19 protein-coding genes and 1 tRNA gene are annotated in these 18,073 nt (G+C 72.5%); 13 read left to right on the forward strand and 7 right to left on the reverse strand.

The features are described from left to right. Positions 1-1,077, reverse strand: a 1,077-nt coding sequence (locus tag LB823_RS16615) for an NAD(P)-binding domain-containing protein (RefSeq protein ID WP_224648870.1), incomplete at its 3' end; no start/stop codon positions are given. 23 nt (positions 1,078-1,100) lie between these two features. Here LB823_RS16615 and LB823_RS16620 point away from each other — a divergent pair. The 5 genes from LB823_RS16620 (at position 1,101) to LB823_RS16640 (ending at position 5,836) form a co-directional block, all read left to right on the forward strand. Continuing rightward, on the forward strand, positions 1,101-1,835 hold the full coding sequence (locus LB823_RS16620; protein WP_224648873.1) for an enoyl-CoA hydratase: 735 nt from the start codon (positions 1,101-1,103) through the stop codon (positions 1,833-1,835). A 2-nt stretch (positions 1,836-1,837) separates the two neighbouring features. Next, positions 1,838-2,950 (forward strand): MBL fold metallo-hydrolase, encoded by a 1,113-nt coding sequence (locus LB823_RS16625; protein ID WP_224648875.1) that lies wholly within the window; start codon positions 1,838-1,840, stop codon positions 2,948-2,950. A gap of 10 nt (positions 2,951-2,960) precedes the next feature. Continuing rightward, entirely contained in the window at positions 2,961-3,149 is a 189-nt protein-coding gene (locus LB823_RS16630) for an antitoxin (RefSeq protein WP_224648888.1), read from the forward strand. A 31-nt stretch (positions 3,150-3,180) separates the two neighbouring features. Beyond that, complete coding sequence (locus tag LB823_RS16635) at positions 3,181-4,761, forward strand: VWA domain-containing protein (protein ID WP_224648890.1); 1,581 nt, start codon at positions 3,181-3,183, stop codon at positions 4,759-4,761. 82 nt (positions 4,762-4,843) lie between these two features. After that, a complete protein-coding gene (locus tag LB823_RS16640) occupies positions 4,844-5,836 on the forward strand; it encodes an ABC transporter substrate-binding protein (RefSeq protein ID WP_224648892.1) in 993 nt (330 codons plus the stop codon). An 8-nt stretch (positions 5,837-5,844) separates the two neighbouring features. Here the strand turns inward: LB823_RS16640 and LB823_RS16645 are convergent. After that, positions 5,845-5,921: transfer RNA gene (locus tag LB823_RS16645), tRNA-Arg, on the reverse strand. An 82-nt stretch (positions 5,922-6,003) separates the two neighbouring features. Here LB823_RS16645 and LB823_RS16650 point away from each other — a divergent pair. Beyond that, entirely contained in the window at positions 6,004-7,146 is a 1,143-nt protein-coding gene (locus LB823_RS16650; protein WP_224648895.1) for a metallophosphoesterase, read from the forward strand. Between the two features lie 18 nt (positions 7,147-7,164). After that, entirely contained in the window at positions 7,165-7,599 is a 435-nt protein-coding gene (locus LB823_RS16655) for a DUF2510 domain-containing protein (RefSeq protein WP_224648898.1), read from the forward strand. Here LB823_RS16655 and rnhA read toward each other — a convergent pair. Next, positions 7,596-8,039 (reverse strand): ribonuclease HI, encoded by a 444-nt coding sequence (rnhA, locus tag LB823_RS16660; RefSeq protein ID WP_224648900.1) that lies wholly within the window; start codon positions 8,037-8,039, stop codon positions 7,596-7,598. The genes LB823_RS16655 and rnhA overlap by 4 nt on opposite strands. Positions 8,040-8,076: 37 nt before the next feature. Between rnhA and LB823_RS16665 the strand changes: the two genes are divergently transcribed. Beyond that, the gene (locus LB823_RS16665; RefSeq protein ID WP_224648903.1) at positions 8,077-8,685 is read left to right on the forward strand and encodes a pyridoxamine 5'-phosphate oxidase family protein; all 609 of its coding nucleotides are present in this window, start codon (positions 8,077-8,079) and stop codon (positions 8,683-8,685) included. Here the strand turns inward: LB823_RS16665 and LB823_RS16670 are convergent, their stop codons facing one another. Next, complete coding sequence (locus LB823_RS16670; protein WP_224648905.1) at positions 8,686-9,780, reverse strand: hypothetical protein; 1,095 nt, start codon at positions 9,778-9,780, stop codon at positions 8,686-8,688. A gap of 143 nt (positions 9,781-9,923) precedes the next feature. Between LB823_RS16670 and LB823_RS16675 the strand changes: the two genes are divergently transcribed. Beyond that, positions 9,924-10,547 carry a TetR/AcrR family transcriptional regulator gene (locus tag LB823_RS16675; RefSeq protein WP_224648907.1) on the forward strand — a complete coding sequence of 208 codons (624 nt, stop codon included), beginning with the start codon at positions 9,924-9,926 and terminating at the stop codon, positions 10,545-10,547. After that, on the forward strand, positions 10,544-11,308 hold the full coding sequence (cobF, locus tag LB823_RS16680) for a precorrin-6A synthase (deacetylating) (protein ID WP_224648909.1): 765 nt from the start codon (positions 10,544-10,546) through the stop codon (positions 11,306-11,308). Before LB823_RS16675 ends, cobF begins: the two co-directional genes overlap by 4 nt. Here the strand turns inward: cobF and LB823_RS16685 are convergent. The 3 genes from LB823_RS16685 to LB823_RS16695 are packed head-to-tail and all read right to left on the reverse strand — an operon-like array spanning position 11,281 to position 13,676. Beyond that, the gene (locus LB823_RS16685) at positions 11,281-12,201 is read right to left on the reverse strand and encodes a sterol desaturase family protein (RefSeq protein ID WP_224648911.1); all 921 of its coding nucleotides are present in this window, start codon (positions 12,199-12,201) and stop codon (positions 11,281-11,283) included. The genes cobF and LB823_RS16685 overlap by 28 nt on opposite strands. A 52-nt stretch (positions 12,202-12,253) precedes the next feature. Then, positions 12,254-12,919: an AraC family transcriptional regulator gene (locus LB823_RS16690; protein ID WP_224648913.1), complete on the reverse strand. Its 666-nt coding sequence runs from the start codon at positions 12,917-12,919 to the stop codon at positions 12,254-12,256. A 4-nt stretch (positions 12,920-12,923) separates the two neighbouring features. Beyond that, positions 12,924-13,676, reverse strand: a complete 753-nt coding sequence (locus LB823_RS16695) for a 3'(2'),5'-bisphosphate nucleotidase CysQ (protein WP_224648917.1) — start codon at positions 13,674-13,676, stop codon at positions 12,924-12,926. Between the two features lie 22 nt (positions 13,677-13,698). On the opposite strand from LB823_RS16695, the gene LB823_RS16700 reads away from it, so the two are divergent. The 3 genes from LB823_RS16700 to efeB all read left to right on the forward strand — a co-directional run bounded on the left by LB823_RS16700 (position 13,699) and on the right by efeB (position 17,905). Continuing rightward, complete coding sequence (locus tag LB823_RS16700) at positions 13,699-14,571, forward strand: DNA-formamidopyrimidine glycosylase family protein (protein WP_224648919.1); 873 nt, start codon at positions 13,699-13,701, stop codon at positions 14,569-14,571. A 66-nt stretch (positions 14,572-14,637) separates the two neighbouring features. After that, complete coding sequence (efeU, locus tag LB823_RS16705; protein ID WP_224648921.1) at positions 14,638-16,668, forward strand: iron uptake transporter permease EfeU; 2,031 nt, start codon at positions 14,638-14,640, stop codon at positions 16,666-16,668. After that, on the forward strand, positions 16,658-17,905 hold the full coding sequence (efeB, locus tag LB823_RS16710; protein WP_224648923.1) for an iron uptake transporter deferrochelatase/peroxidase subunit: 1,248 nt from the start codon (positions 16,658-16,660) through the stop codon (positions 17,903-17,905). Before efeU ends, efeB begins: the two co-directional genes overlap by 11 nt. Positions 17,906-18,073 lie beyond the last annotated feature (168 nt).

Raw genomic sequence — 18,073 nt, forward strand, 5'->3', positions numbered from 1 at the left:
GCCCGTACCCAGCGCCCCGCCGACGACCTCGGCGATCGCTTTCGCCGCCTCCCTCCCAGCGCGATTGGCCCCGATCGTCGACGCGGACGGGCCGTAGCCCAGCAGGTGCAGCCGCGGCTCGCCGGCGACCTCGGTCGCGAGCCGGCCGGTCATGACGATGCCGCCGCCGGGGGAGCGCAGGTTCAGCGGCGCGAGGTGGTCCATCGAGTAGCGGAAGCCGGTGCACCACAGGATCACGTCCGCGGGCACGAGCGTTCCGTCGGCGAGCAGCGGACCGTCGGGCGTCAGGGAGGCGAACATCGGGCGCCGGACCAGCACCCCCGCCTCGATGCCGCGGCGCATGGCTTCGGTTATGGGCAGTCCGGTCACCGAGACCACGGAGCCGGGCGGCAGGCCCGCCCGCACCCGCTCCTCCACGCGCGCCACGGCGCGACGCCCCTTGTCGGGGTCGAAGGGCGTGGTGTCCCACTGCACCTCGCGGCGGGTGAACCAGGACGTCTCCGCGACCTCGGCGATCTCCAGGAGCAGCTGCACCGCGGTGATCCCTGCGCCGACCACGGCGACCCGCTTCCCCGCGAAGGGCTCGGCGGTGCGGTAGTCGTGCGCGTGCAACTGGGTCCCGCGGAACGACGGTGCGCCCGCCACCGTCGGCCAGAACGGCCGGTCCCACGTGCCCGTGCAGTTGATGACCGCGGCGGTCCGATACTCGAACGGGCCCTCGGCGCCGTGCCCGGCCACGAGGTAGCCCTCGTCGCAGCGCGAGACCGAGGCGACGTGGGCGGGCCGGTGCACGTCGATGTCGAACCGCTTCTCGTAGTCGCCGAAGTACTGCGCGACGCCGGTGGCGGCCGGGACGTCATCGCAGTCGGTGCCCAGCGCGTCCTGCAGACCCCAGCCCGGCAGGTCATGGACGTGATTCGCCGAGCGGAGCGTCAACGACGGCCAGCGCTGCCGCCACGCGCCCCCGGGACCGGCGTTGTGATCGAGAACAATAGAATTCTCGATACCGAACCTGGGGAGGAAGTAGGCGGCCGAGAGACCGGCCTGGCCAGCACCGACCACGACGACATCCTTCACCCCCGTAGCGTAGATTGCCTGCCATGATTGGTTACACGCTGGAGGAGAAGGTCGCCGTCATCGAGTTCCAGCGCCCGGAAGCGCGGAACGCTCTCAACCCCGAGATCATGGACGGCCTGGAGGCGGCGTTCGACCGCGCGGAGGCCGACGGGGTCTTCGTCATCGTGCTCACGGGGCAGGGCACCGTGTTCTCCGCGGGGGCGGATCTGCGATCGGGCGCGGTGCTGGACAAGAACTTCATGGAGCGGGTCATCCGCTTCTACCGCCGGGTCGAGGCGATGAAGCAGATCCTGGTCGCCGCGGTCAACGGGCCGGCCGTGGGGGCGGGCGTGCAGATGGCGATGCTCGCGGACCTGCGCGTGCTGGATCCCAGCGCGACGATCGCGATCCCCGCCGCCAAGCTCGGCGTCACCATCGACAAGTGGACGCTGCGCCGCCTCGAGGACCTCGTCGGCGGCGGCCACGCCCGCGGTGTGCTGATGGCCGCGCAGAAGATCGGCGCCGAGAAGCTGCTGGACCTGGGTTTCGCCAACGCGATCGGCGACCGCGAGGCGGCGCTCGAGTTCGCCCGCGGCATCGCGAAGCTCGCCCCGCTGTCGCTGCAGAACTACAAGGCGCTGTTCAAGTCGGACGTCGCGCTGGAGCCGGCCACCGAGGAGGAGATCGAGCGCCTGCACGCGGTGTGGGACTCCGAGGACCTCAAGGAGGCCATCATGGCCCGGATCGAGAAGCGCGAGCCCCGCTTCACGGGTCGCTGATCATGCGGCTGGGGAACGTCGTCACCTTCGCCGCGGGCGCGGCCGCCGGTATCGCCGGCGCCGCGGGGATCCGCGCCGCGAGCGGCCTGAAGCGGTCGATGGGCGCGCAGGTGGACACCGTGTACACCAACACCGATCCGGACAGCCCGCACCAGCGGTTCGACGCGGCCAAGATCGCGCGCGGCGTCGTGGGCCGGGCCCGGCACGGGGTGGGGGCACCGTCGGGCCCGATCCCGCTGGCCGCCGACCCGAGCCCGGAACAGCCCTCCGACCTGGCCGTCACCTGGTTCGGGCACTCGTCGGTGCTCATCGAGGTCGACGGCTTCCGGATCCTCGCCGACCCCGTCTGGGGCGAGCGGGTGTCGCCGTCGCCGACGATCGGCCCCGCGCGGCTGCACCCCGTTCCCGTGGCACTGAGCGCGCTGCCGCACATCGACGCGGTGATCATCAGCCACGACCACTACGACCACCTCGACCTGCCCACCATCGACGAGCTCACCCGCGACCGCGACGTGCCCTTCTGCGTGCCCGTCGGCGTGGGCGGGCACCTGCGCGCGTGGGGCGTCCCCGAGGACCGGATCGTCGAGCTGGACTGGGACCAGGCGCACACGCTGACGAGGGACGGGAAGAGCGTCAAGGTCGTGTGCACCGAGGCCCGGCACTTCTCCGGCCGCGGCCTCACCCGCAACTCCACGCAGTGGGCGTCCTGGTCGCTCGTCGGCCCGGAGCACTCCGTCTTCTTCGGCGGCGACACCGGCTTCACCGAGCGCTTCAAGCTGGTCGGCGACCACTTCGGCCCGTTCGACCTCACGCTGCTGCCCATCGGCGCCTACGACCCCCTCTGGCCCGACGTGCACACCAACCCGGAGGAGGCCGTCGCGATCCACGCGATGATCGCCAAGCCGGGCGCCCCGCTCGTACCCGTGCACTGGGCCACGTTCAACCTCGCCTTCCACGACTGGTCCGAGCCCGTCGAGCGGCTCCTCGCCGCCGCGGAGGAGGCCGGGGTCGCCACGATCATCCCCATGCCGGGCGGCCGGGTCGACGGTGCCGGCGCGGGCCCCGCGGGCGCGATCATGCCTGGTACGCACGACTGGTGGTCGACGGTCCGCTAGCCTGGCACGCATGGATTTCAAGGATCTCGCGAACAAGGCCAAGCAGGCGCTGGGGAAGAACCCGAGCGTCATCGACAAGGCCGGCGACTTCATCGACGGCAAGACCGGCGGCAAGTACTCCGCGCAGGTGGACAAGGCGCAGGACGCCGCGAAGAAGTTCGCCGGCGGCCAGCAGGGCCAGCAGGACCAGCAGCAGTAGTTCAACCTTCAGAAAGGGCGACACCGCACTCATGGGTCGTCATTACGCGCCGGGTGAACCGGCCGCGGAGAAGCCGCGCGGCAGGAACGTCGCGCGGCTTCTCGTCGGAGCAGGCCTGGTCGCGGTGCTCGTCGCCGGGATCGTCGCGATCGTCGGCGGGAAGTTCGCGGGCTGCGGCGCGTCGAGCACCGTCACCGTGATGGCCGATCCGGCGCTCGCTCCGGCCCTCCGCTCGCAGGCGTCGCTCGCCTCCGATCGATGCACCACCATCGCGGTCGCCGAGGCGCCGGACCGCGAGTCCGCGGGTCGGCTGCAGGCCGGCGCCGCCGACCTGTGGTTCGCCCCGTCGCGCTCGCGCGCCGAGGCGGTCTCCGCCCAGCTCGGCCGCGACCTGCCGACCACCGTCGTGGCCGGTTCCCCGATCGTCCTGGCGGGCGCCGCGGTCCCGCAGCCGGCGAGCTGGTCCGAGGCCATGACGCAGGCCACGATCCGCGCGGTCACGGCCGATTCCCCCTACGCCGACGCGCCGGTCGTCGCGGCCGTCGCCGAGTCCACCCGCCCCGGCGGCGGCGACGACCAGGCCCTCAACGCCGTCCTGGCGCAGTACGCCCAGGCCGCCAAGCGCGTCGACGGCGATCCCGTCACGGCCGCGGCCGCCGACGGCGGCGTCGTGGTCGTGCCCGAGTACGCCTACCTCGCCGCGAAGAAGGGACGCGGCGACCTCGCCGCCGTCGTCCCCAAGACCGGTGCCCCGCGCGACGAGCTGCTGCTCGCCGTCGCCGCCACCGGCGAGCGTCAGGCCGCCGCGACCGACGCCGGCAAGCGCCTCGCCGCGGCCTTCACCTCCGGCGACGGCCTCGCCGCCCTCGCGCGCGACGGCCTGCGCGGCACCGCGCTGGCGGAGGCACCGTCGGGCGGCGTGGGCGCGGTGACGGCGCTCCCCGACCCCGATCGGACCCGGCTCGCGCACGCCGAGCAGGCCTACTCGACCCTCGCGGTGCCGCTCAAGGCGCTCGTCGTGGTCGACACCTCCGGCTCGATGGACGAGAAGGTGGGCGACACCACCCGCATCGGGATGCTCGCGTCGGGCTTCACCAAGGTCGTGACCCAGATCCCCGACGCGAACGCCGTCGGCCTGTGGACCTTCTCCCTCGCCACGAACGGCGGCAAGGACTGGACCGAGGTCGTCCCTACCGCGCGCCTCTCCGACAAGCGGGGGGACAAGACCCAGCGGCAGCTGCTGCTCGACGGCGTGAACTCGCTGCCCGGCCGCGTCCGCGGCGGCACCGGCCTCTACGACACGACGCTCGCCGCCTACCGGCAGGCGGTCAAGGACTTCGACCCCGCCTACTCGAACTCGCTGATCCTGCTCAGCGACGGCGGCAACGAGAAGAACGGCGGCACCACCCTCGACCAGCTGGTGGCGGAGCTGAAGAAGCTGGTGGACCCGGCGCGGCCGGTCAACATCCACACCGTCGGCATCAGCAAGGACGCCGACCTGCCCGCCCTCAAGCGGATCGCGGACGCCACCAGCGGCACTGCGCAGTCGGCCGACACCGAGCAGCAGATGCTCGCGGACTTCGTGAACGCGGTCGCCAAGCGCGCGAAGTAGGCTTCCGGACCGGTCGGGCATATCGGACTACCTAGGATAGGCTCCCCTCATCGTCTGACGTGTTCGGAAACGGAGCCCGCCCATGAAGTCGTCCCTCGTGCGGATCGCGATCGCCGCGCTCGCCATCGGAACCCTCACCGCCTGCGGCAGCGCCTCGCCGACCGGCCCGTCCGCGGGCAGCGGTACGCCGGGGGCGGGCTTCCCGCGGACCGTCGAGCACGCCATGGGGACGACGACCATCCCCGCTCAGCCGCAGCGGATCGTCGCGCTGGACGACTCCTACGTCGAGCAGGCCCTGATGCTCGAGACCCAGGTGGTCGGGTACACCGACTACCGCACCGAGGGCGGCGGCCTCGCCGAGCACCTGGGCGCGTCGCGTAGCTTCGGTGCGGGCGCGGTCAGCGTCGGCCCGCTGACGGCGCCCTCGGTGGAGCGCGTCGCCACGCTGGACCCCGATGTCATCGTCAGCGCCAAGGTCCGCCACGAGAAGCAGTACTCGCAGCTCAGCGCGATCGCGCCGACCGTGATGAGCGAGACGACCGGGCAGACCTGGCGAGAGAACATCGCGCTCCTGGCGAAGAGCCTCGGCAAGGAGTCGCTGGCCGCCGAGCGTCTCACCCAGTACGAGGCAGAAGCCGCGAAGGTCGGGCGCGCGGTGCGCGCGAAGGCCGGGGAGCAGGCGACGATCTCCGTCGTGCGGTTCGTGACCAGCGGGCCCACACGCCTGTACGGCCGGAAGTCGTTCACGGGCATGGTGATCGCAGACGCGCGCCTCGCGCGGCCCGCGGCGCAGGACGTCGACGAGCTCATGGTGGAGATCAGCCCCGAGCAGATCCCGATGGCGGACGGTACCAGGATCTTCGTCGCGACCAACGGCGCGAAGGCCGCCGACGCGCGGGGCGAGTTCGAACGCAACCCCCTGTGGGCGTCTCTGGTCCCGAAGGTCGTCACGGTCGAGGACCGGGAGTGGATCAGTTCGGTGAGCGTGCAGGGCGCGTACACGATCCTCGCGGACATCGCGGCCGCGTTCGGGGTCGAGGGGCCTGCGATCCCGTCCTGGATCTCCGGGCGGTAACCGCGTACTGGTGCCCCCGACAGGAATCGAACCTGCGACCTGATCTTTAGGAGAGATCCGCTCTATCCGACTGAGCTACGAGGGCGTGCGGCACGAGTTTAGCCACGCGGAGCCCGCCGGGTACATTCGGATGTCCGAGTTTGCAGCATCACGAGGGGGTTGGCCGCGTGCCGATCGGCATCTCAGTACTTCTGGTCGTCACGCTGGGCTCGCTGGCTCTCGTGCAGCGTCGCGTGGTCCGGCGGTGGACGACCCGGCCGGCGCGCATCGCCGGGAACGTCGCCGTCGCCGTGGCCGTGGTCCTCACGGCGTGCAGCGCGGTCGGCCTGCTCGCGGGCGCGGGCGTGATCGCCCCCGATCGCGTCCGCTGGATCAGCGCCGCCGGTCTCACGTGGCTCGCGACGATCTTCTACCTGCTGCTCACCCTGCTCGTCCTCGGCGTCCTGTGGGTGCTCACCCGGCTGGTGCGGCTCGTCCGCCCCGGGGTCGACGGTGCGCCGCTCCGTCGCGCCGTGGCCCTCGTGGGCGTGGTCGGCGCCGTCGCCGCCACGCTGTACGGGCTGGTCGAGGCCGCGACGCCGCGGGTGACGCACACGCAAGTGAAGCTCGCTTCGATGCCGGCCGCGTTCGGCCCGCTCAAGGTCGCGCTCATCACCGACATCCACGCCGGCCCGGTGCGCAGCCGCGGCTTCGTGCAGGGCGTCGTCGACCGGGCCAACGCCCAGCGGCCCGACCTCGTGCTGATGGCCGGCGACCTCATCGACGGCACGGTGGCGCAGATCGGCGACGACCTGACGCCGCTGCGCGACCTGCGCGCCCCGCTCGGCGTCTTCGCCGTGACCGGCAATCACGAGTACTACGCCGGCGACGTCGTGAACTGGGTGCAGCGCTGGCGCGACGTCGGCGTCGTCCCGCTGGCCAACGGTTCGGCGCGGCTCGAGCGGAACGGCGCGACGGTCACGCTCGTGGGCGCCAACGACCGGACGGGCAAGGCGCCGCACGAGGTGGACTACGACGCGGCCTTCGCCGGCGTCGATCCCGCGGCCTTCACGGTGGCCATCGCGCACGAGCCGCTGCAGGGCCGCGAGTTCGCCAAGCGCGGCGCGGACCTGCAGGTCGCGGGGCACACGCACGGCGGCCAGATCTGGCCCTTCCGGTACTTCGTCCGGCTGCAGCAGCCCGCGCTGCAGGGGCTCGAATCCGTCGACGGGATGCCCGTCTACACCAGCCGTGGCGCCGGCGCGTGGGGGCCGCCCGTGCGCGTCGCCGCGCCGCCGGAGATCGCGATTCTGGAGCTGAGCGCGGCCTGACCGGGGCATGATCCGGGTATGGCGATCCGCGCGAGTACCGAGGTCGGGCCGGTGACGGTGAGCGTGGCCCCGTCGGCGCGGACCCGCCGCAAATCCACCGCCGCCCGTCGCGTGCCCGTCCTCAAGCTCCCCGCCACCCGCGTCCCCGCGGGCCTGTCGCTGCCGCGCCGGGTCGACCTGCCGCCGCCCGTCGCGCCCGCGGGCTGGTACCCCGACCCCGAGGACGCCGCGCGGATGCGCTGGTGGAACGGCACGAAGTGGACCCGCCGGTTCGCGTCACCCGGCGCTACCTCGGCGAAGGTCCGCGCCCGCACGGCCGATGCGCCGCCGAGGCTGCGCCCCGCGCAACGACCCGTGAAGCGTCGCCTGCTTCCCAACGTCGCGTTCTCCGGGAACGGAGGCACGCAGGGACCTGTCCGTCGTCGCAGAACTCGACGTTCGGAGCGCGACTAGGCGTCCCGCGCCTCCTGCGCGCCGCGCGAGGCCAGCTGGTCGGCGAGCTCGTTGCCCTCGTTGCCCGCGTGCCCCTTCACCCAGCGCCAGTCGATCTCGTACTGCGCGGCGGCCTGCTCCAGGCGCTGCCACAGTTCGGCGTTCTTCACGGGCTGCTTGGCGGAGGTCTTCCAGCCGTTGCGCTTCCAGCCGGCGATCCACTTGGTGATGCCGTTCTTCACGTACGAGCTGTCGGTGTAGAGCACCACCGGCATCGGCCGCGTGATCGCCTCGAGCGCGGAGATGGCGCCCATGAGCTCCATGCGGTTGTTCGTCGTGTCCTTCTCGGCGCCGTACAGCTCCTTCTGGTGCTCGCCGAAGCGCAGCACCGCGCCCCAGCCTCCCGGCCCGGGATTCCCCAAGCACGCGCCGTCGGTGTAGATCACGATCTCGTCCGCCACGAGGAGCCATCCTAGCGGTGCGCGCTACCGTGAAGCCGTGCCGAACAATCACTACCACCACCTGGTCTTCGGCGACGACGCCCTGGAACGCCAGCGCCGCAACGGCAGCTACGTCGCGTACGGCCGTCAGCTCGAGCGGGGCGACGACGGCCCGCAGGCCCTCACCGACCGCGAGCTGCTCATGATCACCCGCGCCGACCAGTTCTGCCTCGCCACCGTCACCCCGCACGGCTGGCCCTACCTGCAGTACCGCAGCGGCCCGGCGGGCTTCGTGCAGCACGACCCCGCGACGGGGCGGCTCGGCTTCATCGACATCCCGGGCAACAACCAGTTCGTCACCCTCGGCAACCTCGCGGACGACGACCGGCTCGCCATGTTTTTCGTCGACTACCCGCGGCGCGTGCGGCTCAAGGTCTTCGGGCGCGGCACGGTGCGCGAGACCGCGGACCGCCGGGTCATCGAGATCGCCGTCGAGGCCTTCGACTGGAATTGCCAGCGCAGCATCATCCCGCGCTTCGACCGCGAGTACATCAAGCAGCTCGGGGCGGCGTACCAGAAGGTCGCCGCGGAGCGCGAGGCCGAGCTGCAGACCGAGATCGACCGACTGCGCGCCCGCGTCGCCGAGCTGGAGGGCGACGCCGGCTGATCAGGGCTGCGTCGGGCTGTCGAAGCGCGGGTCGCGGCGCGGGATCGCCTCGGTCTCGGGCCTGGGCGAGACCTTCACCGGGCGCGGCGGCCGCTTCACGACCTGCGTGTGCTGCTCCGACGGGGTGACCGGACCCGGCTTCGGCGGCACCGTGCCGGGCCAGTTCCGGTCCCAGTCGGGCTGCGGCCGGCGCTGCGCCACCGGCGCCACGGCGGTCCGGGTCTGCTCGTCCGGCACGGCGGCCGGGGCGGGGAGCGGGGGAGGCGTGTGCGCCGGCATCGGCGGCGCGACGGGGCGGCCCCAGCCCCCGTCCGCGGGCGGGTACTGCTGGTTCGACGGTGGCTGCGGCGCGTGCTGCGGAGGCATCGGCGCGGCCGGCAGCGGCGCCCCGGGCAGCGGGGCGCCGGGCAGCTGTGCGCCCGGGATCTGGCCGCCGGGCTGCTGAGCGCCGGTCATCGGACCGCCGGACGTCTGGCCGGCGGGACCGAAGGGCGACGCCGGGAACTGCGGTGCCTGCGGCGCGGGTTGCGCGACGGTGGCGGGGGCGGACCGTCGGGCGAGGAGCAGTGCGAGGGCGCCGAGCGTCGCGACCACGGCGGCGACGATCACGGCGTAGGGGCCGACGCCCGCCTTCGTGTCGACCTGCACGCTCACGCCCTCGACCGCCACCGTCTGCGTGCCGACGGGGACGACCGCCGCGTACACGCCGAGGGCGATCCCGGCCACGCCGACGACGACGGCCCCCGCGGCGCCGAGGCGTCGCTGTCCGGCGGGCCCGAGGGCCGCGACCGCCGCGAGGAACACGACGGCCACTGCGAGCCCGACGGCGACCCATCCGCCCCACGCGACGTCGTTCGGCACGGACGACGAGACGTCGACCCCGCCGAACGCGGGCATGGTGACCGCGCCGATCCCGCTGACCCGGGCCTCGAGCGAGGACAGCAGGCCTCCCGGCACGCCCTCGGGCGCCCTGGCCGTGACCGTGAACCACGTGAGGAAGGCCGCCACGACGAGGCCGACGGCGCCCGCCACGGCGAGGACGAGCCCGGCGATCCGGGCCGCGCCGGATGCGGATGCGGGCGGTGAATCGGGCATTGCGGACCTCCTACGACGTGATGTCCACAACGCTAGGTCGTCGCGGTTGGCGGTCGCTGAAGTACCGCTGAAGCCGAGGCTACCGACGGGTACACTGAGCCGATGGAACAGCGACGCACATTCTGTCCCACGGGGACGGCCGGATGACCGCGGCGCTGCAACCGACGGACGATCCCCGGGGTCGCGCGAAGACCCGTCGGCGACTGATCCGGGCGGCGTACCTGGTGTTCGCGCAGCACGGCTACGGCTCGACGAACGTCACCATGGTGTGCGAGGCGGCCGGCTTCACCCGGGGCGCCTTCTACTCCAACTTCACCAGCCTCGAGGAGCTGTTCATCGAGGTCTGGCGGTTCCACGTGCAGTGGATCATGGACGTCATGGCCAAGGTCGTCGACACCTACGTCGTCCAGGGCGCCGACTACGGCAAGCTCATCGAGATGGCCGTCCGCGCGATCCCCGTCAACGAGCGCTGGCAGCGCGTGAACGGCGACTTCGTGGCGCTGTGCACCCGCACGCCCGAGCTCAATCAGACGGTCCGCGACGCCCAGCAGATGCTGCTCGCCAATATGATCCCCACCGTGATGCACGTGCTCGAGGCGGCCGGCCGCCGGGTCACCGCGCCCGAGGCGCTCGGCTACGCGCTGCTCGCCGTGCACGAGGGCACCGCGTCGTACTGCGTGATCGACCCGGAGAACGAGACCCTCAAGCAGAACCGCATCGACCTGCTCACCGCCACGCTCAACATGTACAGCGAGCCGATCGCGTGACCCGCACCGCTCTGGTCATCGGCATCGGCGCCGGCGACCCGGGGCACGTCACCGTGGGCGCGATCGACGCGATGCGCGCCGCCGACGCCCTGTTCGTCCTCGACAAGCCGAACGCGGGCACGCTCACCGGGATCCGGCAGGAGATCGTCGACCGGCACGCGCCCGACACCCCCGTCGTGCTCGTGCCCGACCCGCCGCGGGACCGGTCCGCCGAGCGCGGCGCCTCGCGGCCCGACGGTGCCTACGCCGCCAACGTCGGCGCGTGGCACGACGCCCGGGCCGCCGCGCTGGCCGCGGCGATCGCCGAACACGTCCCCGAGGGCGGGAACGCCGGCTTCCTGGTGTGGGGCGACCCGTCGCTGTACGACTCGACGCTGCGGGTTCTGGATCGCGTGGCCGACTCACTCCCGCTGGCGGCGAAGGTGATCCCCGGCATCACCAGCGTGCAGGCACTGACCGCCGCGCACGCGATCCTGCTCAACCGGGTGGGCGAGCCGATCCACATCACCACCGGCCGCCGCCTGCACGAGGACGACGGCCGCAACACCGTCGTGATGCTCGACGCGGACTGCACGTTCCGCGAGACCGCCGAGCCGACGGACCACGTCTACTGGGGCGCCTACCTCGGCACGCCCGACGAGATCCTCCTCGACGGCCCGGTCGGCCAGGTGGGCGACCTGATCGCCCGCACTCGCGCCGAGGCCCGCGAGAAGCACGGCTGGATCATGGACGTCTACCTGCTCCGCCGCCCCGCCGACTGAAGCCGGTCGCGCACCGTCCGGCGCGGCAGCGGGCCCATCTCCCCGCAGCCGCCCGCCTCGGTGAACGGCACGACGAGCTGCGCGCCGTAACCCGTGGGGTAGTCGGGCTTGGCCGCCATGCCGAGGTCGGCGCTGGTGAACCGGCGGCGGCGATCGAGGACGTACGTGCCGAACAGGTGGTCCCAGAGCAAGGTGAACAGCCCGAAGTCGACGTCGCCCGCCCCGGCCTCGCGCTGGTGGTGGAACCGGTGCCCCTCGTTGAGCGCCAGCACGGACCGCAGCGGCCCGACGCGGTAGTCGGCGTTGGAGTGCTGCAGCAGCAACTGCACCGCGACCATCGCCGCCAGCGCCGACGCGACCGGCACGGGCATGCCGAGGATCAGCAGCGGCGCGACGCCGCCGATCGTCTCCAGCGTCTGGTGCAGCGGGTGCTTCATCAGCCCGTTGAGCCCGTAGCAGCGGGTCACGCTGTGGTGCACCGCGTGCAGCCGCCACAACCAGCCGTACCGGTGGCTGGCCATGTGCACCACGGTGATCCCGAGGTCGGCGACCAGCACCGCGAGCAGGACCTGCGCCCAGAAGGGCAGCGCGTGCGGCCACCACGACCCCGGGCCGCGGAGCGCCGCGACCAGCGGGATCACCGCGAGCGAGGCCAGCATCAGCGACTCGTTGACCAGCACGTGCGCCACGTCGCGGCTTGCGTCGTCATGCGAGCGGTTCCACGCCCGCTCGTAGGGGATGACGCGCTCGGCGGTGAAGGACAGCGCGATCGCGACCAGGACCACGCCGATCAGGGTGAGCTTCGGGGCGCCCGATCCGGCGAGCGCGATGATCGTGCCGTTTACGCCGACGAGCATGAGCAGTGGATAGCCGTAGCGGAGAAGGTTTCTCATGCGTCCAGCCTCGCCGCGGGACCGGCCGCCGGGCTTGTACGGATCGATCGGATCAGCCGAGGGCGGCCAGCAACTGCTGCGGCGACAGGCCGAACATCTCCCGGCACACCCGGCTGGCGTGCGCCCCGTCCGCGAAGCCCGCGGCGTGCGCGGCGTCGGTGATCGACGCCCCGTCGCGCACCCGCTCGGCCATCGCGCGCAGGCGTGACCAGCGCACCCAGGCCGGGAAGGCGAGGCCCAGGTCGCGGCGCCACAGCCGGCTCAGGTGCGAGGCCGACACCCCGATCTCCGCCGCCACGGTGGTCAGCGACAGGGGCTCGGATCGCCGCCGCGCCACCACGTCCAGCGCCGACCGCACGTACGGATGCACAGGCCGGAGCCCGTCCCGCGCCGTCGCCAGCGCCCGCAGCTCCGCCTCCGTGGGCGCCTCGGGGAGGTCCGCCGGCACCGCGTCCGGATCCAGGTAGACGGTGAGCCCCGCCGCGTCCGGCGAGACCGGGCCGATCGCGTGCACGGTGCCCGCCGGGATCACGAAGGCGGTCACGCCCTCCCGGGCGCGCGGAGGACCGTCGGGCGGCTGGACGGTGACGGTGACCGTTCCGGACCGGAGGGAGAGGAGCTGCCACGCCGCGTGCCGGTGCCGCCCCGTCGTGCCGACGGCGCCGTCGTAGGCGAGCGCGCCCACGCTGAGGTGCACCGACCCCGTCCACCCGCTCATGCGCTCAGTTCAGCGCGTCGAGGACCTTCTCCGCCAGCTCCGGGCGGCAGACCACCAGGTCGGGGAGGTAGGGGTCGGGGTTGTTGTAGGTGAGCTCGCTGCCGTCGAGGCGCGAGCAGTGCAGGCCCGCGGCGCGCGCGACGCCGACGGGAGCGCAGGAGTCCCACTCGTACTGGCCGCCCGCGTGCAGGTACACGTCGACCTGCCCCGTCACGACGGCCATCGTCTTCACCCCGGCGGAACCCAGCGAGACGGGCTGCAGGCCCAGCGACTCCGCGACCCGGAACATGCCGGGCGTCGCGCGACTGCGCGACAGGGCGAGGTTGCCCGTCAACGCCCCGGTCGGCGCGGTGACAGTGTCGGAGCGGAACACCCGGTCCATCGCGGGCAGCGAGACCGCGCTGTGCACCGGCTGCCCGCCCTGCGTGAGCGCGACGTGCACGGCGTAGTCGGGACGGTGGGCCGCGTAGTCGCGGGTGCCGTCGAGCGGGTCGATGACCCACACCCGCTCGGCCGAGAGCCGTTCGGTGGAGTCCGGCGCCTCCTCCGAGAGCACCGCGTCGTTCGGCCGGTGCCGGCGCAGGACGCGGGCGATCCAGGCCTGCGCGAGCCGGTCGCCGGTGTCGCCCAGTACCCCGTCGTCGAGCAGGGAACCGTGCCGGATGGACTGCAGGATCCGCCCGGCACCGTCGGCGATCTCGGCCGCGAGCTCGATGTCGGACAGGGCGCCACCGTCGGAACGGCCGAAGAAGGTCATACCCCCACCCTAGAGTGGCTGTATGCCGGAGCTTCCCGAGATCACCGCGATCGCGGACTACGTGGGCGCCAAGGCCGTCGGCACGCAGGTCCGGCGGGTCGACGTGGCGGCGCTGTCCGTGCTCAAGACCTATGCGCCGGGCCCGCACGACCTGGTCGGGGCCACCGTCACCGGCACGCGCCGGATCGGCAAGTACTTCATCCTCGATGCGCGCAAGGGCGACGAGGCCCTCGCGCTCGTCGTGCACCTCTCCCGCGCCGGGTGGCTGCGCTGGTCCGAGAAGCTCTCCCCGACGCCGCTCAGACCCGGCGGGAAGTCGCCGATCGCGCTGCGCGTGCACGTCGGGCCCGAGGGGGAGGGCTTCGACCTCACCGAGGCGGGCACCCAGAAGCGGCTCGCGGTGTGGATCGTGCACGACCCGCAGGAGATCGAGATGGTCGCGACGCTCGGCCCCGACGCGCTGGCCGTCACCCGCGACGAGTTCGGCGCGATCCTCGCCGGCTCGCGCGCGCAGCTCAAGACGCTGCTCCGCGACCAGCGCACGATCGCGGGCATCGGCAACGCCTACTCCGACGAGATCCTGCACACCGCGAAGCTCTCGCCCTTCGCGGCGGCGAAGTCCCTGGATGCGCAGCAGGCGGACGCCCTGTACGCCGCCATGCGGTCCGAGCTCGAGGACGCGGTCGAGCGGTCCGTCGGGCAGCACGTCGCCACCCTCAAGGCGGAGAAGCGCTCCGGGATGAAGGTGCACGCCCGCACCGGCAGCCCCTGTCCGGTCTGTGGCGACACCGTGCGCGAGGTCTCCTTCGCCGACCGCTCCTTCCAGTACTGCGCCACGTGCCAGACGGGCGGCAAGGTGCTGGCGGACCGTCGGATGTCGAAACTGCTGAAATGAGCCCAAACCGCCCTGAGGTTAGGCATCGCTGCATAGTCGATTGAAGGCGTGCCTTACCTTCTAGGCATGAACTGGGGTGATGCCGTCCCGAACTTCCTCATCGGCCTGCGTGAAGGCCTGGAAGCGGGACTGATCGTGAGCATCCTGCTCGCCGCCGTGAAGAAGTCGGGCGGTTCGCGGGTGCCGGTATGGTTGGGCGCGCTGGGCGCGGCCTCGTTGTCGGTGAGTTTCGGGGCGATCCTGACCTTCACCACGTCGGAGCTGTCGGCCACGGCACGCGAGGTCGTCGCGGGCACGCTGAGCGTGCTCGCGGTGCTGCTCGTGACGATGATGATCTTCTGGATGCGGCGCACCGCGGCGTCGCTGTCCAAGGAACTGCGCGCCGACGTCGAGACCGCGATGGTGCTGGGCGCGGGTGCGCTCGTGCTCACCGCGTTCTTCGCGGTCGCGCGCGAGGGCCTGGAGACCACGCTGTTCCTGTGGACCGCGGCCCGCGCCTCGGGCGACGCGGTGGGCCCCGCCGTCGGCGCGGCGCTGGGCCTCGCGGTGGCATTCGGGATCTGCGTGCTGCTCTACCGGCAGGCCGTGCGGCTGAACCTCGCCACGTTCTTCCGGTACACCGCGATCCTGCTCATCGTCGTGGCCGCGGGCGTCCTCGCCTACGGCCTCGGCGACCTGCAGAACGCCGGCGTCCTGCCCGGCCGCACCTGGATCGCGTTCGACCTGGCCGGCAGCATCAGCACCGACTCGTGGTGGGTGGCGCTGATCGGCGGCATCACCAACCTCGCGCCGAAGATGACGGTGCTGCAGGTCTTCGCGTGGCTCGCCTACCTGGTGGTCGTGCTGGGGATCTTCCTCGGCACGAAGCCCGCACCGGCGACGCCGGGCGAGAAGGGCCGCTTCGAGGCCTGGGCCGCGCGCCTCGCGGGCACGCGCACCGGCCTCGCGGCCGCGGTCGTCGTGCTGGTGCCGCTGCTCGTCGCGGGCCTGATCATCGCGATCCTGCCGGCCAAGCCCGCCGCCGCGGGCGCGGTGACCGTCACCGAGGCGGACTGCGCCAAGGGCTTCAGCGGCGCTTCGGCCGGGCAGCAGCGCATCACCATCACCAACAAGTCCGGCAAGTCGGGCGAGATCACCCTCGTCGACAGCGGCGACGCCGTCGTCGGCGAGATCGAGACCCTCGGGCCGGCCACCACCGCCGACCTGTCGGCGACGCTCGGGGGCGGGAGCTACCAGTTCGTCTGCTACCTCGCAGGGCAGAAGGAGACCCGCTCCGAGCAGTTCACCGTGACTGGCGGCGGTGCGGCTCCGGAGGCCGTCGCGCGCGTGACCAAGGACGATCTCGACGGCGCCAACGCGAAGTACCAGGACTACGTGCTGACGGTGCTCCCCGCCGTCGAATCCGCCCTGAACCGCGTGAAGGCCGCGCTCGGCGGCGGCGACACCGCGGGCGCCAAGGCGGCGTGGCTCGACGCCATGACCGCGTGGGAGAAGGTCGGCGCCTCGTACAACAGCTTCGGCGAGGCCGGGACGGCCGTCGCGGGCCTGCCCGACGGTTTCGCCGACGGGGTCCGCGATCCGGAGTTCTCCGGCATCCGGCGCATCGAGTACGGGCTGTGGACCGGCGAACCGTCGGCGGCGCTGACGGCGCAGGTCGACAAGACCCTCGAGGGCCTGACGAAGGTCCGCGCCGACCTGCGCACCGACGACATCGCCGGCGACCCGATCACGCTCACCAAGCGCGCCCAGGAGATCCTCGAGGACGCGCTGCGCGACCACCTCACGGGTGTCAGCGACCAGGGGGCGCACGCCGGCTACGCCGCGACCGCCGCCGACGTCGAGGCCACCCGCGCCGTGCTCCGCGTGCTCGAGCCGCTGCTCGCGCCGCGCGTCCCGGACCTGGTGTCCACCGCTCGTCGCGAGCTGGACGACATCACCAAGGCCCTCGACGCCGTCAAGCGGCCCGACGGCACCTACCCGCCGCTCGAGGCTCCGCCGCTGGCGTTGCGGCAGAAGATCAACGGCACCGTCGGGCAGGCCCTCGAGACCCTGTCCGCCGTGCCCAACCTCCTGGAGATCCCCAAGCATGAGCGATGAGACGACGACCGGCACCGGCCGGCGGAAGTTCCTGCAGGGCGCGGCGGTCGGCGCCGTGGGCGTGGCCGCCGTCGGCGGCGTGCTGGCCGGGGGCGCGCGCAGCGACGCGGCGCAGTCCTCGGGCCCGACGGTGCGCGACTCCTACCCGTTCGAGGGCGAGCACCAGTCCGGCATCCTGACGCCCGCCCCGGCGGAGAAGCAGGCGGCCCTCATGGTCGCGGCGTTCGACGTGATCACCGATCGCGCGGGCCTGGAGAAGCTGCTGCGGACCATCACCGACCGCGCGCGCTTCCTCACCGCGGGCGGCACCCCGGCGAACCTGGGCGTGGGCAAGCCGCCCGCGGACAGCGCGGTGCTCGGGCCCGTGGTCCCCGCCGACGGGCTGACGATCACGCTCGGCGTGGGCTCGTCGCTGTTCGACGACCGGTTCCGGCTGGGCGCGAAGAAGCCCGCGAAGCTCAAGCCGATGACGGTCTTCCCCAACGACCAGCCCGACGCCGCGCAGATGCACGGCGACCTGGTGCTGCAGTTCTGCGCCAATAACCCCGACACCGTGCACCATGCGCTGCGCGACATCGCCAAGCACACCCGCGGCGCGATGCAGCTGCGGTGGAAGATGCAGGGCTACGGCGCACCGCCGCGGCCCGAGGGCGCGGCGCGCAACCTCATGGGCTTCAAGGACGGCAGCGCCAACCCCGTCGGATCGCAGGCGGAGGAGCTGATCTGGGTGACGGGCGGCGGCGAGCCCGCGTGGGCGACCGGCGGCACGTACTTCGTGGTGCGGCTGATCCGGATGATGGTCGAGTTCTGGGACCGCGTCTCGATCGCGGAGCAGGAGGGCATGTTCGGCCGGCGCCGCGACTCCGGCGCCCCGCTCGACGGTGCCGCCGAGACCGACGATCCCGACTACGCCGCCGACCCCGAGGGCGACGTGATCCCGATGGACTCGCACATCCGCCTGGCGAACCCGCGCGAGGGGGAGAAGACGGAGAAGCAGCGCCTGGTGCGCCGGTCGTACAACTACGACCTGGGGCTGGACATGAACGGCAACATGGCGTGCGGTCACGTCTTCCTGTGCTTCCAGCAGGACGTCGAGGCGCAGTTCGAGGAGGTGCAGAAGCGCCTGATCGACGAGCCGCTCACCGACTACGTGACCCCGTTCGGCGGCGGCTACTTCTTCGCCGTCCCCGGGGTGCGGGGTGCGGACGACTTCCTGGGGGCCGGGCTGTTCCGCTGAGGCCGGGCTCCTCACGATGTCGCCTTCTGCGGCGTCGCGCGTGCGCTGGAACACGTGTGGTCCCGCAGAATTGTAGTTTCTGAGCTGCGCGCCCGCGCACAGACGACGATGCCGCCGGACCCTGGGTGAGGGGTCCGGCGGCATTCGCTCTTTCGCGGCCGGTGAGTG

The sequence above is a fragment of the Tsukamurella sp. M9C genome, from assembly GCF_020169415.1.
Taxonomy (GTDB): domain Bacteria; phylum Actinomycetota; class Actinomycetes; order Mycobacteriales; family Mycobacteriaceae; genus Tsukamurella.